Here is a 26140-nt window from a genome sequence, read left to right on the forward strand (position 1 = left end):
ACTGCTCCCACAGGGAAGCGCTCTCGCGCTGTTGTAGAGTGGTGGTCATTGGTTTATGATTCCTATTAAGTTATCGAGGTACGATTGATTGATGATGTCTCTATCTTAAAGAGTTTGTAACGGTTTGTAAAGGGGTTTGACAAAAGTATTTCTTGTCGGAATGATAAGGTGGGCTTATGTTCGGTTAGTTGGTCGAAGCGATCGATTTGCCGACAATAAACTCATGAAGCACCTTTTCCTTTGAGCGAGAGAATGCGATCTGGCGTAGCGAGCGCTTTGCGTTCGCTCTACTTGGTGTTGTTTTTGGCCCGTTCGATCTTGCCTGCGATCGCATCCAACCTTGCTTTGATTCCGGTCATCCACTGGTGGAACTCGGCCGACTGCCGGTCGATATCTTCTTTCCGTACCCTTATCTCTTCGGTTGTTTTTTCGTGAGCTTCTAACCGGGTATTTAATTCTGCAATCATCATTGCCTCAAGTATCTATTGGTTTGTTTATTTGTTAGGGAGGAGGCATCTCATTTATGCAAGTGAGTAATTATACTTGTCGATGAAACTTGCTTCTAGCAAGGCTTTCAAAATAGCTTGACATAAAACTTAATTTAGGAGTTACAAAGGTGAGATGCTCCCGATCGCTTTTAACATATTGCAAAGATAATCGCTGTAACCAACTCTCTTTTAAGCCATCTTCAATATCATATACAGACATAATGTTACTGGGATTTTGTAAAAGAGAAATTATTCCTTTGGTCACACCGATGAGATTAGTTGTGAATAGCATATAAACTCTCCTAAGTCAGAAAAAAGAGTGAGAATAATCGAAAAAATGATAAACAATAACTGGAAAAAACTACTCCTTATAGGGATCGTACTGACTCAATATCCGTTCTAACTTTGCTTCATCAATGCGATTAATTAAGCGTTTAGATTCTTCGACATCGCGGACAGTTTTTGATAAATTAATGGTGGAACCGACGCTAAATAGTAAACCCATGCCTAAATAACCTTTAATCCACGCATCTACCGGCAGATAAATAACTCCTAAAGAAGTGGCAGAAATAGAGACAAGAAAAGATAACCAAGTTTGAAAAATCCACGCTTGAGTATGACTGGGAGCAGTACCGTATTTTTTATCGTTCATGATCGTCTCCTAAATGTTTCTGGAACCATTTTGTCGGTTCTAGAGGTGCAACAACAATGAGCGCTATCTAGTAGGGGGAGGGTTGAGAACTGGGGTGAATTGGGGTGAAGTGGGGTGAAGTATAAAGTATAATTGTTGTCAGAATCTAGGACCGAAAAGATGGAGAGCAAACACCTGAAAATTTGGTATTCTTGGGAAAAACAAGAACAAATGATCGAGCGCTTGGTGGGGAGAGTGGGATTAACCCGGGTGCGTGCCACTTGTTTTCTGCGTCTCTGGATTTATGCGATCACCAAGGAGGGACAGGCAAAACCCCCCTTATCCCAGTTAATTTTTCCCACCACGGCGATTATCTGTACCCATCGGCAAGCATCGGATTTATTTTATCAGGATCAGGACCAGGGCAGCGAACGCTCGGCGGGTATGATGTTAGATAAGTTAGCAGCCCTTGGTTTAATCGAAAAAATTTTTGACGGCAACACAACCAGAATTAAAATCAAGCCAATTACGGGGATTTTAGAGCCTGATAGCTCGGAATCATCTGTAGAATTGCAATTAGATCAATTTAATCCCCGTTGTGATGCGATTCCTGTGGCTAACTTGCTGACACGCAATTATAACTGGATGAATCGCAATGCTGAAGCAATTCCCCATCGCATTTCTCGTTTGTTGCGGGGTTGGTCAAAAGATTACACCACAGGTATGCGAGTTTTGCGTCGGGTAGATAATCTTAATCCCGTCGGTTTTTATCTCCTCTATCCCACTGCCAACGAGTCGGAAGCCAATTTTTTTACCTCTCCTAACAAGAGTTTACATCTAAGTGCGATCAACGAACAGGATCCTTTTAAAATGGCATCTGTGGGAGATGAAAATTGTCTTTCGGTATTTATTCGCAGTTGGATGATTGATGCTAATTATTTAGAAAAATATCGTTTAATCTTCCTGCAAGATGCCCAAAAAACTCTCCAGATAATGACCTTAGATTTTCCTAATCTCTGCGATTTACATACTTTGATTATTCATCCCGATTATGAGAAATTAGCCGCCGCCTTGGGATTTCAAAAAACTATTCAGGAATCCCCAAACTCTATTTATTGGATGTATTTAGGACTCGATCGCTTTTTATCCCTAGACATGAGTAAAATTCAATTCTAATGGGGAGTGGGAAGTGGGGAGTGGGGAGTGGGGAGTGGGGAGTGGGGTGTGGGGTTTTACCGATTTTGAGGGGGTCAATTACCTAATTTTCAGGGAAAAAGTACCTGAATTTTTCCCGCGATCACTCCCATATCCGGTACTTTTTGATGGCCAAAAAGTCTAAAAGTTTTAGCCAACAAGGTTTTTAGATTTATTCAGCAAATCCTACTTAATCATACTAAGCTGTTGACTATCTAAATTACTCGTTAAGACTGCACCGGAGTGCTGGAGTTGGGAGCAGGGAGAGGAAGTCTGAGCATTTGTACTAAAATTTCCTGGACGCAGTTTAAATTAAGTACAGCTTATTAAAAACGGATTTGGTATCAAGCGGTGCGGTGACGTTTATGCAAAGTATAACAACTCATACGCTGGCAAGCCAGTGCGGTCTTGGGGGCTCCCCAAGTGGCGATTGTGCATACCGGCTGCCTTGATCGAGGAAACTCGGCGGAACCAAAGAATCCCGAAGCGCTTAGTGCCCTAGGAGTGTCAATTAGGGTATTCTATGAGGGGGAGCAGCAAAATCCTGCCTCGAATATGGTTGTTGTTGAAAAAATCCGTAAAAAATAGTTACGGTCTTGTATAATCCGCTAAAATCCAGAGAAATAGCTTTTGCCATGGCGACTACAGAAGCATTGAACCCCAGTCAATTCTCACTTTTAACCAACCTCACCGCTGCTCGTTCAAGTTCACCCAAATCACAAGAAGAAATGGACAAAGTTATCATTCTCGTTAATGCCGAAGCTCAAGCCAGTGGTCAGATGTCTCGGCTATCGCCCGTTACCGAAAAGATGGTGATTGCCTTAAAAAACGCCGTTCCTAAATCCTTGGCGGTGGAGGTGACGGGGACGGCTTCTTTGTGGTCGAAAATGGAGTCGGGTAAAACCAGCCAAAATAATTTAATCTGGTGTCCCTTAACAATTCAATTACCCAATTGGGTGAATTTTCCGGGTAAAAAAGTTTATCAAGCTTGTCGGGATATCGAGGAAAGACGCGCTTGGGTTGCCCATACCCTGCACTATAAAACCAGTCAGGGAGATTCTTCTTTTGGGGATCTTTGGTTGCCGATCACAGTGACATCTAAGGGTTTAGAATACGGTGAGGTGATCGGGGAGGGTATGATCCCCAACGCCTACAGTCAACCGATTAGTCTAGAAAGAGAGAGTCTTAAGTCTTTATATCGGCTGGCAGCGCAATTACTGGATAATTTACAGGCTCCTGCTTCTGTTTACTTGCTACAGTTTCGTCTGGCTCATCGGGAAGTGGTTTTTGATCGTCTCTGGCCTTTTCCCGCCGCACCTGCGATCGCTTCCCTGCGCGGTCAACAGACAGACCTCTATGCAGCCTACTGGAATTGTTTACGTCGGCAAGCAACGCTCGATCATTCCTTGGCAATTTAATCCAATAGCCGAGAAAAACTGTCTAACTTTGCCCACAACAGCGATCGATCCCTAAACTATCTAAAATTAAATCACTGACGGCGTTAGCGATGGCAAATTCACTATAAAAACTTTCGCGAAAGTCAAAAGCTTGCATCTCGGTAACGATCGCAATTACCAAGCTACCGAGATCGTTTTCCCCTTCCAAGCGCTGACGCAGAAAAATTTGACTAGCGCGTTCAGCGATAGTTTCATTAATAGCTTCGGGAATAAATTCTGCATCTAACCAACGATGCAAAGCGGTTCGCAGCCAAGTTTGTTCCTGTTGGGGATTTTCGATCGGTGGTAAAGTAATGGGCGGAATTGGTGCGGGATGATCAGGCATAATTAGAGAATGATCAGGCTACGAGACTGAATTCTTGGGGGGAGTCGTGGATATCGCCTCTATTATACAAGGATACGCACGCGGTTACTTTCTCATGGCCGATGAGGAGGGGCGATTGGATTGGTATTCTAGTAAAAATCGCGCTCTTATCCCTCTTGATCGGCGTTTTAGCTATCCCAAGTCCCTAAAACGAGTTTTGAATCAAAATCGCTTTAGCGTGGCTATTAACCGCGATTTTGCTGGGGTTTGTGCCGGTTGTGCCGATCGCTCGCTGACTTGGATTTCCCCGGAGTTAATCCAAATCTATCAGCAATTACACCAAGCCGGCTGGGCCCACAGTTTCGAGACTTGGCAAGGGGATCAATTAGCGGGAGGGATTTTAGGTTTGGCAATTCGCGGGGTTTTTATCGGGGAATCGATGTTTTATAAAATTCCCGATGGTTCTAAGATAGCCATGGTCAAGTTAGTTGAACACCTCAGAGAACGGGATTTCTGTCTATTTGATGCCCAAATGCAAAATCCACATCTGGCTAGATTTGGGGCCTATACTATCTCCGAAAAAGAATATCATTCCCTACTGGAAAGCGCTCTGCTCAAGCATTGCCGTTTTGTTTAAGTAGGGGTGGGGTTTTACCCATTTTCAGGTGTACCTAAATTTTCCCCCCGATCACTGCAAGGACCGGCACTTTTGGATTGACAAAAAGTCTAAAAGTCTTATTCAACAAGGTTTTTAGATTTATTCGGCCAACCCTATTTATGTACTACTAGGACGCAGATTCTGCGTCCTAGATACCTTACTATCCTAGCGGGTTAGGGCCGCGCCTCTTGCGTATAAAGTGCGGGCGTAATCGGTCCAAGTACCCTGGCCCCAATAACGGAAACAACTGGTTTGCACGAGCAAATTATAAAGCAGTGCCTCCAGATAATCCGGCCGTCGGGTGAAGCTAGGATCCGCCTGTACTAAAGGATCATATTTCTCGTGGAATTGAGCGCTTAATTGGTTCATCGGTTCGAGGACATTTTCGTAACCGCGCACCCAACTGAGATCATTTGTCCAAGATGCCCCATCCATGGTAAAACGGTGGTCGGTCTGTTTTAACTCAGCGATCGCCTGTTCTACTGCTTCCGGGGTAGCGGCATCCGGATTAACTCGCTGCCAGATTTTATGCTGGTGTACGGCTTGAATTGCGGGATAATCTTGGGGATTAACGCCAGCAGCCTCGATTAACTCCAGATATTCCGTACCGTTAAATCCTGCCACACTGGAACCCCCCTGCATTTCCCGCCAAGGATTGGGAAAATCGCGAGGAAATTCATTCATCATCACGCCACCATTTTCACCGTCGGCAATCTGGGAACCTAGGGAAGGAACCCAAACGCCGCCGATTTGCTGTTTACCGCGGCATTTGGCCTCGTGGTAGGGTTGCATTTGGGCGACTAATTTGGTGTCGGAACCCTGGGTTTTAATCAAAGCAGTAATGGCAATCACTTCACCCCGAGAATTGCGCGCCACCAGGCGATTAGGAATATATTTTTGTTCCTGACTCAATCCCGAACCGTCGAGATTTTCCACCGAGTGTTCCTGTACCAATAACCAACGATAGCCGCATTCTTTCAGGGCTTTAATATACTCGTAGAGGGTATCGGGATGGTTAGGAAGGTGCATTTCTGGGGGAGAGAACCCTTTGACCCGTTTCAGGGCATCCGGGCCAAAAATCGAGGCAAAATAGGTTTGCCATGCTTGCATCTGTAATTTTAGATCGGGAATCGGTGTGGAAGGAGCCACCGCATGACTCCACATCGTCCCCAACCATTCCACAGATGGTTGATATTGACTGTTACAGGTGATTAGTTTGAGTTTATCGAGGATATCCTGCCGTCCCATCTGTACCAAACCCCAGAGGAGATTGCCGGAATAATCGAGCATAATCCGGGGATTACAGCCTTCCGCCACCAATTCCGGGATAAAATCGCCCATGCGACTGTAACACCAGGCAAAAACACTGGCATTATGGTTATCACCATCCCCCTGATTCTCGAACATATGCTGGAGATTGCCGATTAATTCACCGTTAACACCCGCGGGGATGGTGGGTTGGTGCATATGCAAAGCACAGGCAAAACCAGCCTTAATATTGTCTAATTTGAGATTTGTTGTCGGTAAAAAGATCGGATCATCGTGATTGACAATCGCCGCGATTTCCTGTTCCCAACCGCAAATAGTCGGTAGTCCAGGGCGGATTTCCGTGATAGCGTTCGATTTCGATGATACGGGTGTAGCGATCATAATTTTTCAGACGAATAGATTGAGATAGTTTGTCCCCACTCTTGGCAGCTATCAGCTAAAATATCGGGTTTTCAACTTCCCTAGTTCGGTTATCTCAGACGGGGCGAGAAACTGATGCGCGAAAAGCTGATGGCTGATGGCTTGACTGGGGGACAACTTTTTTTACTGGCAACAGGTCACTATTGACTGTTCACTGCTAACTGAGTTAAGAGCGCGAACTTTATCCTATCCCATTTATACTGAGAGTACCCCCTCTCCAGACACAAGCCTTCGTAACTCGTTAAAAATCAAGATGATTCTTTACTGAACTTAACCGATCCTCGCACTATGATCCAAACAACTAAGTAAGCGGTTCTAATTAAATAGAAGATAGATTTTGCCTCTGATCCCCCCTTGATCCCCCCTTGATCCCCCCCCTTGATAAGGGGGGAATCTGACAATTTTTAACACCTACCTACTCATCAGCCCTTTTACCTGTAACTTTTAACCATGTTCTCGGCGACTACCGAAATTCTTGTTATCTTCTTCCTCATTCTCCTCAATGGAGTCTTTGCTCTCTCGGAAATTGCCATTGTCTCGGCCCGCAAAATCCGTTTGGAACAATTAGCCAGAGATGATCGACGGGCGGCGGTGGCCTTAAAATTGGCCAATGATCCCAATCAAATTTTATCAACGGTGCAGATTGGTATTACCCTAGTGGGAATCTTTGCCGGGGCCTACGGAGGAGCTAATTTATCGGTCAGTGTGGCGCAATTATTGGCGCAAGTTCCCGTTTTAGCCCCCTACAGTCAAGCTTTGGGATTAGGATTAGTGGTGTTAATTATTACCTATCTATCCCTGGTGGTGGGGGAATTAGTCCCGAAACGGTTAGGTTTAAGTAATCCCGAAAAAATCGCTATCCTCGTTGCAGGTCCTCTCGATAAGCTATCAAAAATTGTTTCGCCCGTTGTCCATCTTTTGAGTCAATCGACTAATCTGATTCTCGGTTTGTTGGGGATTAGCGGTAATAATAATGATTCCCCAATTACGGAAGAAGAATTGAAAATTATGCTTAAACAGGGAACCGAAGCGGGAACCTTTGAGGAAGCAGAACAGGATATGGTGGAAAGGGTGTTAGGATTGGGCGATCGCCGAGTCAGTCAGATTATGACCACGCGCCCGGATGTTGTTTGGCTAGATTTGGAAGATGGTGCCGAAATTAACCGCCAGAAGCTGATTGAGAGCAATCATACCCGTTTTCCCGTGTGTCAGGGCAGTTTAGATGAGGTTTTGGGGGTAATCGAAGTCACAGACTTATTAGCCGATTGTTTAACCGGTGAAAGTTTCGACCTAACAAAGGATTTACAACAGCCGCTTTTTGTGCCGGAAAGCACCAGGGGTTTAAAGGTTTTAGAATTGGTGCAGCAAAGTGGTCATCATATTGCCTTGGTAGTGGATGAGTACGGGGTGATTCAAGGATTGGTGACGCGCAAGGATATTTTAGAGGCAATTGTCGGCGATTTACCCCAATTAGATGATATTGAAGATGCTCAGATCGTGCAGCGGGAAGATGGTTCTTGGTTGATCGATGGTACAGTGGCGATCGAAGATTTTAAAGAATTATTTGAAATTAGTGAATTACCGGGGGAAAAACAGGGCAATTATCACACTCTAGGTGGTTTTATTATTACCCATCTTGGCAGGATTCCGGGGGCTGCCGATCATTTTGAATGGCAAAGGTTGCGCTTGGAAGTGGTGGATATGGACGGTAATCGCGTCGATAAGGTGTTAGTCACGCTATTGTTGGATGATTTGTAAGTAAGTAGCCGGTTATAATTAAATTGAAGATAGATCCCCCCTTAATCCCCCCTTAATAAGGGGGGTGTCTGACAATTTTTAACATCTACCTACTTAATTGTTAGTAAACATCTAGATTTTTTCAAGCTTGTGAAGACCGATACAATTTTTTATCAACTCTTGCAAACCTTTCCGGGGTTAATTTTTGAATTACTGGGAGAATCAACCCAGAAAGCTGAAAATTATCAATTCTCCTCCCGAGAAATCAAAGAATTAGCGCGTCGTTTTGACGGTATTTTTTTACCGACCACAGCAGCACCGGAACTAATTATTTACTTTGTTGAAGTGCAATTTCAGGATAAAAGTGATTTTTATTGGCGATTTTTAACAGAAATTGTCATCTATCTCAATCAGTATAAACCCGTTCAGGATTGGATAGCTGTAGCTTTATTTGCCTCCAGGAATCTGGATAATAACTTTCCCTATCAACTGCGGGGATTTGAGATAACGGGACAGATCAGACGTATTTATTTAGACGAATTAATCGATAATCCGCATCCGTCTCTGGGTTTAGGAATTATTCAGTTAATCGTCGCTACACCCCAATTAGCACAGCAACGAGGAAAACCACTTTTAGAAAAAGCGATCGCTGAAATTGATGATCTAGTTTTCCAGCAAAAAGTTGTAGAATTAATTGAAAGAACCCTGGCCTATAAATTTACTAATCTTAGTCGCTCGGAGTTAGAAGCTATGTTCGGATTAGATGATCTCAGACAAACTCGACTTTATCAAGAAGCTAAAGAAGAAGGTCGTGAAGAAGGTCGTGAAGAAGCTAAAACTGAAGCGATCGCCAGTTTACTAGCTTTAGGTTTAAGTATAGAACAGATTGCCACTGCTTTGCAATTAGAACCTACCAAAGTACAAGAAACAGCAGCAAGATTATCCTCCCAAAATTAGAAGGGTAAATTAACAAGTTTCTCCCCGATTTTACCCTATTCATTCATATTACGATAGGTAGCCACTGCCGAGGGAGAAATGCGATTGAGATAACGGAAAATCCAATATTTTAGGACTGTATCCAAGATAACGGGAAAAGTGGCGATAAAGAGAAAATTAAACTCGCGATTTTCCGGTAAACCGAAATGACGACTTAAACCTTCTAGGATCACTTCCCAACCGTGGGGAGAGTGGAAACCGACAAATATATCGGTAAAGAGAATAATTAAAAAAGCTTTAGCTGAATCGCTAAGATTATAGAGAATGCCATCAAGAAAAGACTTGACAATCTCGATTTCCCGACGACTAAAAGCGACAACAAAACCAAAGGCAATCAGGGAACAAATATCGGCGAAAATATTAGCGATCGCATTTAAACCTCGTTGGCGAAATTCTTCACTTAGTACCGCCGCTTTTTTAGTAATTTCTCCCTCGATTTCTTCCTTAGATAATTTGGGGGCTAAACCAATCATACCTCGAAAATGTAAAGCTTCCTCAAATCTTCTCAATTCCGAAAAAGCTTCTTCTTCTAAATCCTGATTGATAAAAATAAACTGTTCCTGTTGTTGGAAATATTTATTAACCAAGGGGGTGATCAGGAAAGTTTTGGTTAATTGCTGGGTTAATAAAGGAACAATAATTAACAGTAAAATAAACTTGAGAGAAATGGCTGTTTTATAACGAGAATTGCGAAATCTTTTTAAAACTGCCTCCTCCGATTCCTCCGCTTGGGGATCGATTTCCTGCTTAATGCGATTAAAAGTATTGACAAAAGAACGGGGTAAAACCCCCGGTTTTTCCGTGGCTTTTTGCGATTTATTATTTTTGATTATTTCCTCCTCTTCAAGACTACCCGCTGCTAAAAAAGAGCGATTTCGAGAAGTCTTTATTTTCGCTGTTTCCCGCTCAACATTTCGGGTCTGGAGACTTTTGGGGACATCTTCAAGCTCTTCTTGCCAATAATTACCTTGATATTTTCCGATAACACCATCGATAAACTGAAGTTTTTTCAGACAAACATCTGTGGTGACAGTAATCACCCCATTATTAATTGTCGGTTGATTGGGTCCGAAGGTATTAACGATCGAGCGACTAGCTTTAAACTCCGTCAATCTGACTTTAATTTTTTGCAGATAACCTTTAACTTCTGCGATAAAATAGGAATTAGTGCTGCTGCCATAATTCGAGAATTCATTCGCCACTTTTCGCCCTTGAAAATGCTTGTCTTCTATCTCCTTAATCTTCAAAGCTGCATGATACGCCTCATCTAAAGAACGTTCGGGAGTTTGTAATAACCATTGATTAACACCTTGCAAAATCCGATTAAGATTCATAGGAAACAATTACTTCCACAAGGGAGAAAAGCTAGAGTACCGATCAGTCATCTTAACAAATTCAATCGAGAAAAAACGATGTCAATCATACCAATTTGGCTCGAAGGTGGCCCGCGATCGGGCAAAACCACCGCTTTAGTCGGGGAATTTCGGCGCTGGGTGTCTCGCGATCGATCAAAATCATCCCCCCTTGCTCGATCGATCTTAGTTTTCGCTGCCAACGATGATAATAAACGAGAATTAGCCGATCAATTAGCCCTTGCTGTTAAGGGTAGCTATCCGATTCTCTGCAAAACCCCTTTAGGTTTTCTCACCGATGAAGTCATCCTGTTTTGGCCGTTAATTTTCGAGTCTTTAGGGCTAAAAGCGCAATTTCCCCGCCGATTACGCCCAGAAACGGAGCAGGAACTCGCCACCCGTCTCTGGCAACCAGCGATCGCTAAATTCTTCCAGCTTCCTAGCATAAATGAATATCGTTTCGTGCGTCAAGTTCTCGATTTGTTACAATTAGCCGGCGCTAGTGGTGTTCCCGCAGAAAAGATACCCGAAAGATTAGCCGACGGATTATCAGAAACAGATTTAAAACGAGTTTTAGCGATTAATGAGCAGGAAAAACCAGAAAAAGTGGGAGAATTAATCATTCAATGGCGTGATTGGTCTCTAGAACGTGGTTTATTAAGTTATGGTATCATCTACGAACTCTATTGGCGCTATTTATTTCCTGATAGTCGTTATCAGCAGCAACTATTAAAACGCTTCCGGGGAGTTTTTGCGGACGATGTGGACGATTATCCGGCTATTGCCAAGGATTTACTCAGTTTTTTCCTCGATCATGATTGTTTTAGCGTTTTTACCTACAATCCCCAGGGAAAAATTCGCTTAGGATTAACTGCCGATCCCGATTATCTACAAAAATTAGCGGCACGCTGTCAAATTATGCCATTATCTACCACCGAAGGGTTAGCTGCTCAGTTTAGCGAGACGGTTCTCTCCTTAATCAGCGACGGTAACTATCTTGGCAATCTTCCCGATCAATTCATCTCCGTGCAAACCACCTCTCGCGCCGAATTGTTACGGAAGACAGCCACAGCTATTATTCAAGCAGTCAAGCAAGGAGCAGTAAAACCCGAAGAAATCGCCGTTATTGCTCCTGGTTTAGACGAAATCGCCCGTTATAGCCTGATGGAAATTTTAACCGGTGCCGGGATAGCCGTTCAACCCCTCAACGAACAACGACCCCTGATCAGTTGTCCTCTGATTCGGGCATTATTGACCCTTCTCGCCCTTGTTTACCCAAATTTGGGGCGTTTAGCCCCCCAAGAGGCCATAGCGGAAATGCTGGTGATTTTTAGCCGTTATCGCTGGGATGAAGAACGAAATTTAATTCCCGATATCGATCCGGTTCGCGCCGGATTAATTGCCGATCATTGTTATCAAGTGCATCCAGAAAATCCTCGTTTATTAGCGATCGAAACTTTTCCCCGTTGGGATCGCTTAGGACAAAAAGCTTGTACTGCCTACGAAAGAATTTGTCACTGGATCGAAGGGATGAAAAAACGGCAGCAGGAAGCCAAACTTTTCCCGATTTTTGTCTTAAATCAGGCGATCGAACAATTATTAAACGATGGGGAAAATTTGCCCTTCGATCACTTGGCAGCTTTGCGAGAATTAATGGAAACTGCCCAACATTTTTGGGAGATCGATCGCCGTTTGCGTGAGAGTGAACCCTCTTTTCAAAGTCCCAGCGAAACTATTAGTCAGTTTATCCAACTTTTGCGCCGTGGTACAATTACCGCTAATCCCTATCCTGTGCGACAATTTATTAAATCTTCCTCAGCAGTTACCCTAGGCAATATCTTTCAATATCGTTCTTTTCGTTCTAGTCATCGTTGGCATTTTTGGCTAGATTGTTCCTCCCCACTCTGGGAACAAGGAGGTGCTGCTACTCTTTTTGCCGCACCAATTTTTTGGCGAAAAAGTCCCTATCAACGCTGGACAGCAGAAGCAGAATTAGAGGAAAATCAGGCACGTTTACAGAGAATTTTAAGGGATTTATTAGCAAGAGTAAGCGAAAAAGTTATCCTCTGTCACAGTGATTTAGGAGTATCGGGAACCGAGCAAACTGGACAACTTTTATCCTTAGTACAAGCGGCAAAAGACTATAATTATAGTATTACTTGAATTATCGGGATTGAGATTTTAGCAAAAAGAAACGATAGGGAAAATGATATACTACTTCGCTTAAAACTTTAATGTGGTTTTCGTTTTTTATGTTGAGCGAATTATCCCGCAGGATTCGGTAATAACTCCCAGTAATTATTTGGTAGTAGTGGTGAGCCAGGTTGCTTATTTGGTATAAAGTGTGTAAAATATTTATTAATAAAAATAATTGGATCAAATCAGTCTTTAAACCTCTAGCTTGATGATGACTTTTCTGATAAACATCTTTTTGTGACTCGTGGAAGGCTTACTCAAATATATTTCCTTGTCCTAGTTGTGGTTCTCACCATAGGATCAAGAACGGTTCTATTCATAATGGGAAACCCAAACGTCAATGTCAAGAATGTGGGGGCCAGTTTGTGAGCAATCCCACTAATAAAAACTATCTCTCCCGATACCAAACAATTAATTGATCAACTCTTGCTCGATTTAGCAAAGGTTTGAGCTATCACCACTACAATAAAATCACTACCCTTGATTATTCTATCGTTAAGGGGTCCACATCGATCGCCATACTTACCCTTGGTAAAACTAAGCTTTTCAGAGGAAGAAAAAGACGACCGATATCAGCCTTGTCTCCCGATAATTTTAACAGAATTTGCCAGCGATAACGGTTAGCCACGCGCATAATTGTTGCGGGTGCAGGTCCCAAAATATCCCAATCGGAACCGAAATTATTAACACATTCCTCTGCGACATTTTCGGCACTTTTCTGCACTGCTTCCCCATCTAAACCACTAAAGCGAATTAAGACTAAACTGCCGTAGGGAGGATAATTTAAACTCTCTCTGTGCATTAATTCCGTCTCGACAAAACCCTCATAATCTTGGGTTTGCACTGCTCTAATCACGGGATGTTCGGGGGTATAGGTTTGGATAATTACCTTTCCTTCTCTTTCTCCCCTTCCTGCTCTCCCTGCTACTTGAGTGAGGGTTTGAAAAGCGCGTTCGGAGGCGCGATAATCGGAGTGATAAAGTAAACCATCGGCTGCCATTACTCCTACTAAAGTAACTCGATCAATATCTAATCCTTTGGTGAGCATTTGGGTTCCCACTAAGACATCGAATTCACCATCAGTAAATAGTTTTAATAGTTCCCGGGGAGCATTTTTGTTGCGGGTGGTATCACTATCAAAACGCAAGCAGCGCAAATCAGGAAATTCTTTGCTTAATTCTTGGGTGACTCGCTGAGTGCCAGTACCGAAAAATTTCAGATAGGGAGAACCGCATTCAGGACATTGTTTCGGATGAATGCGACCATAGTTGCAGTAGTGACAGCGGAGTAATTCTTGCGCTCCCGGTTCGGTGTGGTGGTAGGAGAGAGAGACATCACAGTGGGGACACTCCAGCACATAACCGCAACTTCGGCAAGATACAAAAGTACTATGTCCCCGGCGACTGACAAATAAAATTGCCTGTTCTCCCTTGTCGCGCAGGGTTTCCAGAGATGAACGCAGGGATTGACTAAACAGGGAACGATTGCCTCGTTGCAATTCCCGTCGCATATCGACGATTTCTACCCGGGGTAAGGGGCGATTTTGGATGCGATCGGGCAAAGATAGGTAAAGACGGGGATTAACTTGGGATTCTAGCCATGTTTCTAGGGATGGCGTGGCCGAGCCTAAAATTACGGGACAATGGTTTAATTGAGCGCGCCATTTAGCCACGGTACGCGCGTGATAGGTGGGGAGTAACTGACTTTGTTTAAAGCTGCTATCGTGTTCTTCATCGAGGATAATCATGCCTAGATGGGGTAAAGGGGCAAAAATCGCCGATCTCGTCCCGATAATAACTTGCGGGGTTCCTGTCAACATCTGTCGCCAGGTATCGTATCTTTCTCCTTCCGAGAGGGCGCTATGATAAACATAGACTCGATCGCCAAAACGGGCCACAAAGCGATCGGTTAGTTGCGGTGTTAATCCAATTTCGGGGACTAAAACCAAGGCAGATTTACCCGCTGCCAGGACAGGTGCGATCGCCTGTAGATAGACTTCTGTTTTACCCGATCCCGTCACTCCGTGTAAGAGGACGCTTTCACCACCTTTTAGGGTTTGAATGGCTTCTAAAGCCTGTTTTTGACTAGAAGTGAGTGTTTTTGGTTGATCCCTGCTCATAATCGCCGAGGATAAGCGCAGAAATTCCCGATCCTGAACAACTACATAACCCTTGTCAATGAGCGGTTTAAAATGTTTTGTCCCCGCAAGTTGTGCCAATTCTGGCAGCCACATTTCTCCCCCCTGGTGGCGTAAAATTTCGACAATTTTGCGCTGATTTTCGGTTAAATCCGTAGGAAAGTCGGTTATCAGTAGGGTAATGGCTTTTTTTTGTTTAATATTGGGACTTTTGGGCGCTTCTAGATAACTTTCTACCCAACCGCGCTTAACTAAGTCTCGGATACCGTAATTGGCATTTTTTACCTTTTCTTGCAGGTATTTCGCCGAATAATCGCCTTCTTTTTGATTTTTGAGCAGGGATAAAATCTGACGGGAGAGGGGAGTACAAAAAACTTCTGCACCGGGGGGAATCGCTTCTGGTTTTAATCTGATGCGACGTTGGGAACTTCGCAGTAAACCCGTAGGTAAAGCGACGCGAACAACGGTGATTAAATCTGTTGCGTAGTATTGGGCGATTTTCGTCAATAACTGCCAATAATTATCGGGGAAAAAGCCCTTAGTAATCACATCTTCCACGGGACGAATTTGATTTTCTTCTAGTCCTGCGGGCAAATTTTCGAGAAATCTAAGAGCAATTCCCCCAATTACCTGAGAACCAAAGGGAACGCTTAAAATATCGCCGATTTCTACCGTTAAATCTGGGGGGACACTATAGGTTAATATTTGCTGATCCTCTTGACTATCTCTAGGATAAGGGCGATCAACCAAAACCTCTAACCACGGTTGTCTAGTTGTGGTTAATTGGTAAGGTGTGCGAGGTTCCGCTACAGTTAGAGTAGCATGGCGATCGAGCATGGTTATCAGTTATCAGTTATCAGTTATCAGTTATCAGTTATCAGTTATCAGTTATCAGTTATCAGTGGGAAGTGGGAAGTGGGAAGTGGGAAGTGGGAAGTGGGAAGTGGGAAGTGGGAAGTGGGAAGTGGGAAGTGGGGAGATCACTGCGTGTGCGTTGCGGGGGGAGAATGGGGTATTTAAATTATAGTTTAAAGCTTGAGGGGAATAAAACTAGCTAATTTTCTCTAAAAACACTTTAAATATTGCTTTTTTGCCCACAAATTTTGATTTTTAGCCCGTGAAGTCTTCCCAAAAGAATTTTTATCCACCCTTAAGCATTGATAAAGTTAATGATAATTATTGACTATTAGCTATTAAATCCCAGTATAGTTAGTCAAAAGGTGAGAATGGTTCTCAATAGAAAAAGCTAAGAATAGTAATAAAAAGCTGATGGCTATCTTGATTGTTAAGAAGGGTGATCTTTACCTAGTCAAATACCAAAAACCTTAGTTAGAGTGTATGAGTAGAAACACTGAAAGCTCCTCCCATTTACCAGAAAATCTGATTATCTGGTGCGGCGATTTGTAACCATCGACACAGAAGTGCGTAATTATATCCCAGAAATGGCCGCCATTAATTAAGAAAACGTTTAAAAAATCTGCTCCCCGAAAATTCAATGTAACAATCATCCCATTGGGAGAAACTGAGTTTTTCCCCGCTATTATAATCCCACTCCATCCATAACCACAATAACTGCTTATGAAAATCTCTAAACTAGCCGCCGATGATAATTTTAATCAAATCATTGCCCTGGAGACAAATCCTTTAGAACTGGACAGCGTGGATTTTGGGGAAAGAACTGACGAAGATCTGACTGAACCTTTACCAGAACCCCTAAAAACCACTGCTGCAGGTAGTGGAACAGGATACGATAAAGGCAGCAATGAAGACACTGTTGGCGCATTTTTTAAAGAAATGGCCCGTTATCCCCTACTTAGTGCGGAAGAAGAAATTGAATTAGCTCACTCGGTTAAGTTTCTCATGGAAGCGGAAGAAGTGCGCCAAAAACTGCAAGAAAATTTACATCGTCCCCCGACGAAACCGGAATGGGCGATCGCTTTACAATTAGATAATGAACGTCAACTGGAAAACCGTCTTTATCGGGGAAGAACAGCTAAACGGAAGATGATTCGTTCTAATTTGCGCTTGGTGGTTTCCATCGCTAAACGCTATTTAAATCGCGGGGTTCCTTTCCTAGATTTAATTCAAGAAGGTGCGATCGGACTCAACCGTGCGGCTGAAAAATTCGATCCCAGTAAAGGTTATAAATTCTCTACCTATGCTTATTGGTGGATTCGACAAGCAATCACCCGCACCATTGCTAACGATGCGCGAACAATTCGTTTACCGATTCACATTGTCGAAAAACTCAATAAACTCAAAAAAGCGCAGCGCATTCTCAAGCAAGATTTACAGCGCAATCCCAATGAACGGGAACTCGCGCAAGCATTAGAAATGACTCCCGAACAATTGCGGCAATTATTACAATTGCGTCGTCAATCTCTCTCTTTAAATCATCGTGTGGGTAAGGGAGAAGATACGGAATTAGTGGATCTGTTGGAAGATGATGATCTACAACTTCCCGAAGATAAAATGAATGAGATGATGATGCGTCAGGAAATTTTCGCAGTTTTAAGTGATGTTCTCACCGAACGGGAAAAAGATGTGATCTCCCTCCGTTATGGTTTAGCTACCAGTCAACCCTATACCCTAGAGGAAGTGGGGGGAATGTTCAATTTATCTCGCGAACGAGTACGTCAAATTCAAACTAAAGCGATGCGAAAATTACGTCGTCCTCAAGTCGCGCGTCGTCTGAAAGGATGGTTACATTAATAATTTTTCCTAACTCGTTCTCTCCTCTCTCCTTTTTCTGGGAGAGCTTTTTTTGTCGATATTTAGCTTAAAATTAAGATCAAGCTGATTTTCTCAGTAGATAGTCATAATACCTATGAAGCTACATCTTACCCGACAACCAGAGCATCTAATTCAACGGAAAGTGAAAACGGGAAAATATCAATCTCCAGAGAATCATCCTCTCATAGATGGAGAAACTTTTGTCACTGAAATTATCCATCGTTTTCAAACCATGGCAGATTAATCTAAAATGGGTTGTTATGTCATATACTAGCTAGTTAGAAGCTGAATACCATAGGCAATTTTTCAGCTATTTTTTCTAGTTCTGAATAAAATCAAATTAATTCAATATGTCTAAAAATTCTTGGTTAATTCCCGATAATATCTATTTTCTCAACCATGGTTCCTATGGTGCAACCCCTAGAATAGTCTTGGATTATCAGCAACAATTGCGGGAACGAATGGAAAGGCAACCTTTAGCATTTTTGGGGAGAGAATTAGAGGGTTTATTAGATATTGCTAGGCAAAAATTAGCGGATTTAGTCAGTGTAAATAGCGATGATTTAGTCTTTGTTCCCAATGCAACCACCGCAGTGAATGCGGTGTTAAATTCTCTCACTTTTCAGGAAAATGAGGAAATTCTGATCACCGATCAGACCTATAATGCTTGTGCTAATGCAGTTAAACATATAGCTAAAAGATGGGGTTTAAAGGTAATTATCGCTAAAATTCCCTTTCCCGTCCAGTCTCCTTTAGAAATTAGTCAAGCAATTTTAGCATCTGTTTCTCCCCGGACAAAATTAGTAGTTTTAGATCATGTCACCAGTCCCACGGCCTTAATTTGGCCAATCGCAGAAATTGTGCAAGAATTAAATAATCGAGGCATTGACACTCTCATCGATGGCGCTCATGCTTTAGGTTTTTTACCCCTTAATATCAGAGAAATTAATCCCACCTATTATACTGCTAATTGTCATAAGTGGTTATGTAGTCCCAAGGGGGCTGCTTTTCTCTATGTTCGCGGGGATAAACAGGCAATAATTCGACCTTTAACTATTAGCCATGGGGCAAATTCTCCTCGACAAGATCGCTCCCGTTTTCAGTTAGAATTTGCTTGGATGGGAACCGATGATCCCACCGCTTATTTATCAGTGCCAAAAGCGATCGAGTTTTTAAATTCTCTCTCTATTCATGGTTTACTGGGTCTGATGGCGAGGAATCGTAATTTGGTTTTAAAAGCCAGAAATTTGCTTTGTCATGCCTTGCAGGTCAATTATCCCTGTCCAGAATCAATGATCGGATCGATGTCTTCGATTCTAATTCCTCATTATTCTTGGGCAGCTGAAGATTTATCTAGGCAACTCTGGGAAAAATATCAGATTGAAGTGCCGATAATTGCTTGGGGAGAAGCATCATTGATTGTGAGAATTTCTGCTCACTACTATAATTCGATCGAGCAGTATGAATATTTAGCTGGGGTTTTAAATTACTTGCTATTTGGGCAAAGATAAGCTGGGATCATACCACTCCTAATAATGTTGTTTTTAAGATATAGATGCAAAAAATTAAGTTTTTGAGGTGTGTTTTGATCATTTTTCTGATTTTTGGAGATTTTAAGGGTTGAGAACCGATAATTTTCTTAAAATACTTCTTGAGTCATGGTTTCCTTGAGAATTTCTAAACCTTTTTTCACCCGACGGGAGACGGTAACGACACTAATGCCTAATTGTTCGGCGGTTTCCCGTTGAGTAAGATCTTTAAGGAAGACAAATTCGAGAATATGACGGGTTTTGTCTTCTAATTGAGCGAGTGCCTGTTGTAAACGAATGCGATCCTCTTGACATAGTTGAAAGCTGCGATAATGGGGATCGGGAATGAGGTCTTTTAAACAAGTATTATTATCTTCATCGTTATTAACCGTCACATCGAGACTAAGAGGTTCACGGTTTTGGAAAGCCAGTTTTACCTCTTGCCATTCTGCGAGGGAAATATTTAAAGCGCGGGAGATTTCCGTATCATTGGGTTGACGATTGTGGACAGTTTGGAAATGCCGACGCACATTTGTCGCTTGTCTGCCTAAATCTAACCAACGGCGAGGAATACGAACCGTGTAACCTTTATCCCGCAGATAGTGTTGAATTTCGCCGCGAATATAGGGAATAGCGAAAGAACTAAAGGCATTACCTTTGGTGCTGTCAAAACGCTTAATCGCCCGAATTAGTCCCATACAGCCAACCTGCACTAAATCTTCGTAATTTTCATGGCATTGATTGACCCAATGATGAGCTTCCTTTCTGACTAATCCTAAATTTAACTCCATAATCCGATCCCGTAACTTATTATCCCCTGTTTTTTGGTATTCTTGGAACAGGGTGAGGGTTGCCAGCTTAAGATTTTCTTGATTGAGGATAGACATAGTGTACTAAAGGACTTAAAAAACCATTGACTGTAAAAGATCACTATTGCAATTAGCTTTGACCAATCCCAATACAGTCTAGATTAGAAGCGGAAAGCAATCGCAACAATGTCATTGACTCTGACTATGATACAACCTTTATATAAAAACTTGTGTGATTTCACCCAGGGAAAGGAAGTATTTAATACCATTTTTCTGTATTCGTAGCGGGCATCTTACACCCCTATCCCAAACCCTTGGGGGGTGGCGGTGCGAAAAATCAAGCATCTCTGCCATTGCTGATCATTAGCGTACAATATTACTAGGCGATCGAATATTCCCCGAAATTCATGAGTCAATCCCCCGTCACCGATTCCCTAAAAATTATCCTGACAAATATCACGGAAAAATTAGTATAGTAAATTCGTAGGTCGGGTTGAGGCAACGAAACCCGACATAGATCCTCGGTGGTTGGGTTGAACAGAGTGAAACCCAACCACCGGCAACTTATCCCTCGTTCCGACGACCTTTAACCCCCAGTAAACCCAATCCGAACAGGGACAACGCCGCGATCGCACTGGGTTCGGGAGTGCTGGCCACCGGACCGGTTATCTCGGTCGCGTTGATCTGGAAACTGTTCAAAAGGGTACTGTTAGTGAAACTCGCTCCACTGTTATTACTAACCCGGGATCCTGATGACGTGGCGATGCCCGTCGGGGTTCTGCTAGGATCAGAGGCGTTCCAGAAGAAATCTGCAATGGTGCTGGTAACGTATAACCAGTATTTAGTAACGGCGGCAAACGTGAAGGGGCTAGTGGGAGTGAAGGTGTAGCCAAAGTTTCCCGTTCCTTGAGGGGTGGGATTGGTGAAACTGGCGAGGACGGTACTGCCCGGATCGCTACCCCCGACATCATTGCGGATCTGGACGAGAGGAACATCTCCACTCTCGTAGTCCCCGAGTCGCAGGATCACGTTGCCGAGGCTGTAATTGTTACCCGCGGGCAGGGTAAAGGCGATCGCTTTTACATCAGGCCCAATAATAGTACCAAAATTATCATTCGTTTGTGGGAGATTCCCGATCAGAACCGCCGCGCGGACAGGGTTTACCCCCCCCCATTAGTACAAGTGAGCCACTAATGCCCGCCAACACCAAAGACACAGGTAAGGTTTTCATGATCTCTAAAAAAGTTAAGAAATTATGTAGATGAGCCTATCGCAGCCGTCTCTTCTGTGGAACCATTGATTAGTTATCGTTATCATTTATCGTCTGGTATGATATTTAATTCTATAGAATGTTGACAAAATGGCTAGAAAGTGGTATGCAACATCGGGCAGTTTCTGGTCGTGCCAAGTGGGATTCCTGTAGGGAGAGGGGAGTAAGATACTCGGTGGTTGGGTTTCACTCCTACGGCAACTTACCTGAAAATTTTTTAAAACGTCGTGCTTTGTAGCTTGATTGATGAATCAAGCTACTATGAGAGTTCATTCATGAATCAAGTAAGCTAAGACGTATTTAAACCGCTTATTCTTAGATTAGCCGAATCTCCCTCGCCCCCCTGCTAGTAGGGTTGATTCAAGGTAGGGTTGATTCATGAATCAACCCTACCCCTGCTAGGGGTTGGGGTGACGATATTAACCCGAAGTGATGTTTTTTTATAAAAAAAAACTCGATCGCTTAATTGCGATCGAGTCAAGAAAAAACAGACTAATTATTAATAGTCGAAGTCACCACCGCCGCCGGGAGCAGCGGGTTTTTCTTTTTCCGGTTTATCCACCACAATACACTCGGTAGTTAAAACCATACCGGCGATAGAAGCGGCATTTTGTAGGGCAGAACGAGTCACTTTAGCGGGGTCAACGATACCCGCCTCAAACATATCGGAGAACTCACCGGTAGCGGCATTATAACCGACATTAAAGGGCTTTTCTTTCACCCGTTCGGCAATAACTGCACCGTTTTGGCCGGCATTTTCAGCGATCCGTTTTAAGGGGGCAGCAATGGCGCGAGAAACGATTAAAGCGCCGGTTAATTCTTCATGGTGTAGGGTTTCTTTGGCCCAGGTTTCCAATTGGGGAGCGAGGTGAGCTAAAGTAGTACCACCCCCGGGGACGATACCTTCTTCTACGGCTGCTTTAGTGGCGTTAATTGCGTCTTCTAAGCGCAATTTGCGGTCTTTCATTTCCGTTTCGGTAGCGGCGCCGACTTTAATCACTGCCACACCCCCGGCTAATTTAGCCAGACGTTCTTGCAGTTTTTCTTTATCGTAGGAAGAATCGGTTTCCTCGATTTGACGGCGAATTTGCTCACAACGGGTTTTCACTGCCACGTCGTTGCCTTCGGCGACGATGGTGGTGGTATCTTTGTTCATAGTGATACGACGGGCCGTACCTAAGCTGTCAATTTTGGTGGTTTCCAGTTTTAAACCCGCATCTTCGCTGATTACTTGACCACCGGTTAAGACGGCGATATCTTCTAACATCGCTTTTCTGCGATCGCCAAATCCAGGAGCTTTCACCGCAGTGACGTTAAGAACACCGCGCAGACGGTTAACCACTAGGGTTGCCAAAGCTTCTTTTTCGATGTCTTCGGCGATAATTACTAGGGGTTTACCTTGACGGGCCACTTGTTCGAGAATGGGAACCAAATCCTGTACTAAACCGATTTTTTTGTCGGTAATCAGAATAGCGGGATCCTCAAAAACGCATTCCATGCGTTCGGTGTCGGTGACAAAGTAGGGAGAGATATAACCTTTGTCAAAACGCATCCCTTCGGTGATTTCTAGTTCGGTGGTCATCGATTTCCCTTCTTCTAGGGAAATTACGCCTTCTTTACCGACTTTATCCATGGCCGAGGCGATCATTTGACCGACTTCATCATCGTTACCGGCAGAGATAGCACCCACTTGTGCGATCGCTTTGGAATCTTCTACGGGTTTCGCGTGTTTGGCGATTTGACTGACGAGGAAATCGGCAGCTTTATCGATACCTTTTTTCAGAGAAATCGGGTTAGCACCGGCGGCGACGTTGCGTAAACCTTCTTTAACGATAGCGTGAGCGAGAACGGTGGCGGTAGTTGTACCATCCCCCGCTACATCGTTGGTTTTTGATGCGGCTTGGCGAATTAAAGCCACACCGGTGTTCTCGATATGGTCTTCCAGTTCGATTTCTTTAGCGATGGTGATGCCATCATTGACGATTTGGGGCGCGCCAAATTTCTTTTCGAGGACGACGTTACGACCTTTGGGGCCAAGGGTGACGGCTACCGCTTCGGCCAGGAGGTCCATGCCTTTTTCTAAGGCGCGACGGGCATCTTCGTTGTAGATAATAGATTTAGCCATAATGTATCGTTATTCGTGCAAAATAGGGGTTTTCAAGGGTAGATGATTAGGAAACGACGGCGAGAATGTCTTTTTCGGAGAGGAGAACGTATTCTTCGCCACCAAGTTTGATATCGGTTCCGGCATATTTGGAGTAGAGAACTTTGTCACCCACACCCACTTCCACAGGGGTACGGCTGCCGTCATCGTTGCGTTTGCCAGTGCCGACGGTCACGACTTCCCCGATTTGGGGTTTTTCTTGCGCGGCATCGGGAAGAAAAATGCCACCGGCGGTTCTTTCTTCGCTGGGGCTAACTTTAACGAAAACTCGATCGCCTAGGGGTTTAACAGTAGTTACGTTGATGCTGACTGCAGCCATGGAATATCCTCCTTTTCTCTTGTATTTGGGTAAGTGTCTTTTCCAGATTAGCACTCTTACCTTCCGAGTGCTAATTTACCGAAATACAAGGCCCCCTGACAACTGCTCGATCGGTACGGGTTTCCGAACTATGGTGTTAAGCTATAGCAGTTATCTTAGTGGTGAGGTACAAAGTTTTCGTTTTGGGAAGGCAGCAGTCAGAATATCCCTTTTCCGTCACTCTAGGGAACGGGAAAACAGAAATGACAGGGAAAAACGGATGCCAACAGAGAATTTATCAATCGATTAAGTTGAGTATATAGAAAAGAAAAATAGTTAATTAATCGAGGAGTAAAGAAAACACAGAGCCAAGCTTTTAAGCGATTCAAGTAACCGAAAGGCTCGACAAATAATCGAATATTATTTAAGTCATTTTCTTTTAATCTTTTCGATTCTAAAATTGGAGCGTATAGTGGGAGATTGGCAACCCCACCGATACGCTTGGAAGCTGCCAAATGTCAGGGCTATCAAAGCAAATCCTTACCTTGACAAGCAAAAGCTATTCACGGCGGAGATCGAAACCATGACTAGGCAGCATACACAGCAATGAAGAAAACATTGCCCTTGATTTTTCAGTAACTGATACTAAATCCGGTTATTAAAAACTGATTATTTATTCCCCCTTTTGCATGAGTGCCTCTTGCATGAGTGCCTGTCCTTATAAGTAGCATATACTCAACGGATTTAGTATGACAGGCGGCTTTGAAGTTAACCTAAGCGCATTAAGGGCAGAAGTCACCCTAAAGGCGATCGATTCTGCCAAAACCCGCAAGGATTTAATCCTCATAAATGCGGCACTCTAAGGCATCGGGATTAGCCTCGCAGTAGGACTGGAGTGAGTTATTCCCCTGTTTTTTGGCCCGTTGATGGGAGGCTTCCGCCTGGAGTTCCTCAACCACATCCCAGGCCGCAGCGCAATCGGGAGAGGTTTCACCCTTGGCCGCACAAATTGTCCGCGCGTCTTCCCGGGCCGCTTCAATTTCATCTTCAATGAACAACCGCTTTGGCTTTTCGACAAAATCGCTCTTGAAGAGAATATCACTGACAGAAATAATGCCCAGCAAAGTTTTGCCCTGAATCACGGGGGCGCGGCGAATGCGGGTTTGAGCAAATAACCGAGCCACATATTCCACCCCCAGTTCGGGATTGACGACCACACAGGGCTTAACCATAATTTCGTAAACCCGCATAGTTTTAGGATCGTGGCCAAAGGCCGCCACTTTGTAAACGATGTCGGTTTCAGTGACAATTCCATAAGGGTCCTGTTCATGGCGCGGTTCGACAATCAATCCCCGCAGTTGTTTTTCTTTCATCAATTTCACGGCATCGGCAACCGTTGCCGAACCACGAATGGTGACAACGTTTTGGGTCATAATTTCTTGAGCTTGCAGCATAGGAGTTGGATGGTTTTGTTAAATGAAAGGACTGGTATAAAAGCAAAAGTTGACTAGGGTTGCCCCGATAGCAATTTCCTAGACTCTTGTGGGCTGAGGGCCACTGTTAATAGAGATGACCAGGGCCAATGGGCGATCGCTGGTTGGGGCTGGGGCGGCATGGCCGCAGCTGTGCTCCCCTGAGTGCCGGGAGCATAGGCCTCCAGCACAGCGCCGTTTTGCCAACACATGGCGATGAAATAATCACACACTGGGCATTCCGTCTGAGCAACCTGCCGGGCCGGACACTTATATCCTGCGGGCAGGCGATCGCTCAAGAGTCGTTGAGCTACGCTGCCACAGTTGGGACACCGAATTTCTATAAGCTTGTTCATCGCCATACCTCAAAATTGAATAGTGATGTGAGAAGGAAAGGGTCAACGTCGGACGTTTGCCCAGAGTGTTCGTTCACGGTGGAAGACTATAATTGTCGTTCTACCGCAGCCGTAAATTCTTCATAGGGTTTAACCCCAACTAATGTTTCTATCAATTTCCCCTGTTTAAATACCATGACCGCCGGAATACTTCTAATCCCAAAGCGTTTGGCCACGGGTTTGTTACTGTCTAGGTCAAGTTTGAAGACTTTGGCGCGATCGCGATAGTCATCGGCCAATCGATCGATCAACGGCGCCACCAGTTTGCAAGGGCCACACCAGGTTGCCGTGCAATCTACCACCAACAGGGATTCACTCTTTAAGAGGGAATCAAATTCAGTTTCATCTTGAATAAATGTAGCCGTACCCATGTTTATATCTCCAGATTGATGCTGTGTAACTTAGGACAAATTCTCTTCTCGGTGCGTTTTACAATATAAATTCAGCCTTGACCCGCTCCTCATCTAAAAATGCTTGGCCTTAGCCCCTTTAACTTTCTCCCAGAAAGCGAAAGGGTTTGGGAGTCCAGGGCTATGAGTAAAGCAAAATGGCATAAGTCAATGTCCGCCTCCTTGGGGTATCGTATATAGTTTGGTCGTCCCAGACATCGATGGTGACATCTAGTCCCTGC

At 43.9% G+C, this 26140-nt stretch carries 23 protein-coding genes and 1 pseudogene; 10 read left to right on the top strand and 14 right to left on the bottom strand.

From position 1 onward, the window contains the following. Positions 1–287: 287 nt before the first annotated feature. From O9334_RS15470 to O9334_RS15480, 3 genes are all read right to left on the bottom strand, one after another. A complete protein-coding gene (locus tag O9334_RS15470) occupies positions 288–470 on the bottom strand; it encodes a hypothetical protein (protein ID WP_288000982.1) in 183 nt (60 codons plus the stop codon). 67 nt (positions 471–537) lie between these two features. Beyond that, the gene (locus O9334_RS15475; protein ID WP_288000985.1) at positions 538–780 is read right to left on the bottom strand and encodes a hypothetical protein; all 243 of its coding nucleotides are present in this window, start codon (positions 778–780) and stop codon (positions 538–540) included. Positions 781–849: 69 nt separating this feature from the next. Then, positions 850–1140, bottom strand: coding sequence for a YiaA/YiaB family inner membrane protein (locus O9334_RS15480; RefSeq protein ID WP_288000987.1), 291 nt, complete (start codon positions 1138–1140; stop codon positions 850–852). 159 nt (positions 1141–1299) lie between these two features. On the opposite strand from O9334_RS15480, the gene O9334_RS15485 reads away from it, so the two are divergent. Together O9334_RS15485 and O9334_RS15490 are read left to right on the top strand one after the other, a co-directional pair. After that, complete coding sequence (locus tag O9334_RS15485; RefSeq protein ID WP_288000990.1) at positions 1300–2295, top strand: hypothetical protein; 996 nt, start codon at positions 1300–1302, stop codon at positions 2293–2295. 653 nt (positions 2296–2948) lie between these two features. Next, entirely contained in the window at positions 2949–3731 is a 783-nt protein-coding gene (locus tag O9334_RS15490) for a hypothetical protein (protein ID WP_045358157.1), read from the top strand. A gap of 22 nt (positions 3732–3753) precedes the next feature. Here the strand turns inward: O9334_RS15490 and O9334_RS15495 are convergent, their stop codons facing one another. Next, the gene (locus O9334_RS15495) at positions 3754–4095 is read right to left on the bottom strand and encodes a DUF8822 family protein (RefSeq protein ID WP_045358156.1); all 342 of its coding nucleotides are present in this window, start codon (positions 4093–4095) and stop codon (positions 3754–3756) included. A 34-nt stretch (positions 4096–4129) separates the two neighbouring features. On the opposite strand from O9334_RS15495, the gene aat reads away from it, so the two are divergent. After that, positions 4130–4711, top strand: a complete 582-nt coding sequence (aat, locus tag O9334_RS15500; protein WP_072024786.1) for a leucyl/phenylalanyl-tRNA--protein transferase — start codon at positions 4130–4132, stop codon at positions 4709–4711. A 186-nt stretch (positions 4712–4897) separates the two neighbouring features. Here aat and O9334_RS15505 read toward each other — a convergent pair whose 3' ends face one another. Then, entirely contained in the window at positions 4898–6382 is a 1485-nt protein-coding gene (locus tag O9334_RS15505) for a polysaccharide deacetylase family protein (RefSeq protein ID WP_045358154.1), read from the bottom strand. 489 nt (positions 6383–6871) lie between these two features. Between O9334_RS15505 and O9334_RS15510 the strand changes: the two genes are divergently transcribed. Next, complete coding sequence (locus tag O9334_RS15510) at positions 6872–8179, top strand: hemolysin family protein (RefSeq protein ID WP_045358152.1); 1308 nt, start codon at positions 6872–6874, stop codon at positions 8177–8179. Between the two features lie 129 nt (positions 8180–8308). Continuing rightward, positions 8309–9115 carry an Rpn family recombination-promoting nuclease/putative transposase gene (locus O9334_RS15515; RefSeq protein WP_288000993.1) on the top strand — a complete coding sequence of 269 codons (807 nt, stop codon included), beginning with the start codon at positions 8309–8311 and terminating at the stop codon, positions 9113–9115. Positions 9116–9150: 35 nt separating this feature from the next. Here O9334_RS15515 and O9334_RS15520 read toward each other — a convergent pair whose 3' ends face one another. Next, a complete protein-coding gene (locus O9334_RS15520; RefSeq protein ID WP_045358150.1) occupies positions 9151–10488 on the bottom strand; it encodes a proton extrusion protein PcxA in 1338 nt (445 codons plus the stop codon). Positions 10489–10566: 78 nt separating this feature from the next. Between O9334_RS15520 and O9334_RS15525 the strand changes: the two genes are divergently transcribed. After that, positions 10567–12669, top strand: a complete 2103-nt coding sequence (locus tag O9334_RS15525; RefSeq protein WP_288000996.1) for a PD-(D/E)XK nuclease family protein — start codon at positions 10567–10569, stop codon at positions 12667–12669. 296 nt (positions 12670–12965) lie between these two features. After that, positions 12966–13116, top strand: a pseudogene (locus tag O9334_RS15530) (IS1/IS1595 family N-terminal zinc-binding domain-containing protein); the annotation flags it as partial. A 70-nt stretch (positions 13117–13186) separates the two neighbouring features. Here O9334_RS15530 and priA read toward each other — a convergent pair. Then, positions 13187–15676: a primosomal protein N' gene (gene priA / locus O9334_RS15535; RefSeq protein WP_190381803.1), complete on the bottom strand. Its 2490-nt coding sequence runs from the start codon at positions 15674–15676 to the stop codon at positions 13187–13189. A 741-nt stretch (positions 15677–16417) separates the two neighbouring features. Between priA and O9334_RS15540 the strand changes: the two genes are divergently transcribed. The 3 genes from O9334_RS15540 (at position 16418) to O9334_RS15550 (ending at position 19083) form a co-directional block, all read left to right on the top strand. Further along, positions 16418–17551, top strand: a complete 1134-nt coding sequence (locus O9334_RS15540; RefSeq protein WP_190381723.1) for an RNA polymerase sigma factor, RpoD/SigA family — start codon at positions 16418–16420, stop codon at positions 17549–17551. A 115-nt stretch (positions 17552–17666) separates the two neighbouring features. Then, a complete protein-coding gene (locus O9334_RS15545; protein WP_193745603.1) occupies positions 17667–17816 on the top strand; it encodes a hypothetical protein in 150 nt (49 codons plus the stop codon). 106 nt (positions 17817–17922) lie between these two features. Continuing rightward, positions 17923–19083: an aminotransferase class V-fold PLP-dependent enzyme gene (locus O9334_RS15550; protein WP_288001001.1), complete on the top strand. Its 1161-nt coding sequence runs from the start codon at positions 17923–17925 to the stop codon at positions 19081–19083. 128 nt (positions 19084–19211) lie between these two features. On the opposite strand, the gene O9334_RS15555 is transcribed toward O9334_RS15550, so the two are convergent. The 7 genes from O9334_RS15555 to trxA all read right to left on the bottom strand — a co-directional run bounded on the left by O9334_RS15555 (position 19212) and on the right by trxA (position 25880). Then, positions 19212–19988, bottom strand: coding sequence for an RNA polymerase sigma factor SigF (locus O9334_RS15555; RefSeq protein WP_288001004.1), 777 nt, complete (start codon positions 19986–19988; stop codon positions 19212–19214). 486 nt (positions 19989–20474) lie between these two features. Next, on the bottom strand, positions 20475–21050 hold the full coding sequence (locus O9334_RS15560) for a choice-of-anchor R domain-containing protein (RefSeq protein ID WP_353737857.1): 576 nt from the start codon (positions 21048–21050) through the stop codon (positions 20475–20477). 629 nt (positions 21051–21679) lie between these two features. After that, a complete protein-coding gene (gene groL / locus O9334_RS15565) occupies positions 21680–23305 on the bottom strand; it encodes a chaperonin GroEL (protein WP_288001006.1) in 1626 nt (541 codons plus the stop codon). Between the two features lie 46 nt (positions 23306–23351). Beyond that, positions 23352–23663 (bottom strand): co-chaperone GroES, encoded by a 312-nt coding sequence (gene groES / locus O9334_RS15570; protein WP_002744529.1) that lies wholly within the window; start codon positions 23661–23663, stop codon positions 23352–23354. 815 nt (positions 23664–24478) lie between these two features. After that, on the bottom strand, positions 24479–25096 hold the full coding sequence (locus O9334_RS15575) for a CP12 domain-containing protein (protein ID WP_004162604.1): 618 nt from the start codon (positions 25094–25096) through the stop codon (positions 24479–24481). A gap of 53 nt (positions 25097–25149) precedes the next feature. Further along, entirely contained in the window at positions 25150–25476 is a 327-nt protein-coding gene (locus O9334_RS15580; protein WP_045358130.1) for a hypothetical protein, read from the bottom strand. Positions 25477–25556: 80 nt separating this feature from the next. Further along, on the bottom strand, positions 25557–25880 hold the full coding sequence (trxA, locus tag O9334_RS15585) for a thioredoxin (RefSeq protein WP_002763751.1): 324 nt from the start codon (positions 25878–25880) through the stop codon (positions 25557–25559). Positions 25881–26140: the final 260 nt, after the last annotated feature.

Origin of the sequence: Microcystis sp. LE19-8.1F (assembly GCF_027531715.1) — a bacterium.
Classification (GTDB): Bacteria; Cyanobacteriota; Cyanobacteriia; order Cyanobacteriales; family Microcystaceae; genus Microcystis; species Microcystis wesenbergii_A.

What these genes read in the sequence shown, in the direction of transcription:
- O9334_RS15575 (WP_004162604.1), bottom strand. Translation starts at nt 25,096, where the DNA reads ATGCTGCAAGCTCAAGAAATTATGACCCAAAACGTTGTCACCATTCGT.
- O9334_RS15550 (WP_288001001.1), top strand. Translation starts at nt 17,923, where the DNA reads ATGTCTAAAAATTCTTGGTTAATTCCCGATAATATCTATTTTCTCAAC.
- O9334_RS15520 (WP_045358150.1), bottom strand. Translation starts at nt 10,488, where the DNA reads ATGAATCTTAATCGGATTTTGCAAGGTGTTAATCAATGGTTATTACAA.
- O9334_RS15555 (WP_288001004.1), bottom strand. Translation starts at nt 19,988, where the DNA reads ATGTCTATCCTCAATCAAGAAAATCTTAAGCTGGCAACCCTCACCCTG.
- O9334_RS15540 (WP_190381723.1), top strand. Translation starts at nt 16,418, where the DNA reads ATGAAAATCTCTAAACTAGCCGCCGATGATAATTTTAATCAAATCATT.
- O9334_RS15525 (WP_288000996.1), top strand. Translation starts at nt 10,567, where the DNA reads ATGTCAATCATACCAATTTGGCTCGAAGGTGGCCCGCGATCGGGCAAA.
- groES (WP_002744529.1), bottom strand. Translation starts at nt 23,663, where the DNA reads ATGGCTGCAGTCAGCATCAACGTAACTACTGTTAAACCCCTAGGCGAT.
- priA (WP_190381803.1), bottom strand. Translation starts at nt 15,676, where the DNA reads ATGCTCGATCGCCATGCTACTCTAACTGTAGCGGAACCTCGCACACCT.
- O9334_RS15490 (WP_045358157.1), top strand. Translation starts at nt 2,949, where the DNA reads ATGGCGACTACAGAAGCATTGAACCCCAGTCAATTCTCACTTTTAACC.
- O9334_RS15580 (WP_045358130.1), bottom strand. Translation starts at nt 25,476, where the DNA reads ATGGCGATGAACAAGCTTATAGAAATTCGGTGTCCCAACTGTGGCAGC.
- O9334_RS15485 (WP_288000990.1), top strand. Translation starts at nt 1,300, where the DNA reads ATGGAGAGCAAACACCTGAAAATTTGGTATTCTTGGGAAAAACAAGAA.
- O9334_RS15480 (WP_288000987.1), bottom strand. Translation starts at nt 1,140, where the DNA reads ATGAACGATAAAAAATACGGTACTGCTCCCAGTCATACTCAAGCGTGG.
- O9334_RS15505 (WP_045358154.1), bottom strand. Translation starts at nt 6,382, where the DNA reads ATGATCGCTACACCCGTATCATCGAAATCGAACGCTATCACGGAAATC.
- groL (WP_288001006.1), bottom strand. Translation starts at nt 23,305, where the DNA reads ATGGCTAAATCTATTATCTACAACGAAGATGCCCGTCGCGCCTTAGAA.
- O9334_RS15470 (WP_288000982.1), bottom strand. Translation starts at nt 470, where the DNA reads ATGATGATTGCAGAATTAAATACCCGGTTAGAAGCTCACGAAAAAACA.
- O9334_RS15475 (WP_288000985.1), bottom strand. Translation starts at nt 780, where the DNA reads ATGCTATTCACAACTAATCTCATCGGTGTGACCAAAGGAATAATTTCT.
- O9334_RS15510 (WP_045358152.1), top strand. Translation starts at nt 6,872, where the DNA reads ATGTTCTCGGCGACTACCGAAATTCTTGTTATCTTCTTCCTCATTCTC.
- O9334_RS15495 (WP_045358156.1), bottom strand. Translation starts at nt 4,095, where the DNA reads ATGCCTGATCATCCCGCACCAATTCCGCCCATTACTTTACCACCGATC.
- trxA (WP_002763751.1), bottom strand. Translation starts at nt 25,880, where the DNA reads ATGGGTACGGCTACATTTATTCAAGATGAAACTGAATTTGATTCCCTC.
- O9334_RS15545 (WP_193745603.1), top strand. Translation starts at nt 17,667, where the DNA reads ATGAAGCTACATCTTACCCGACAACCAGAGCATCTAATTCAACGGAAA.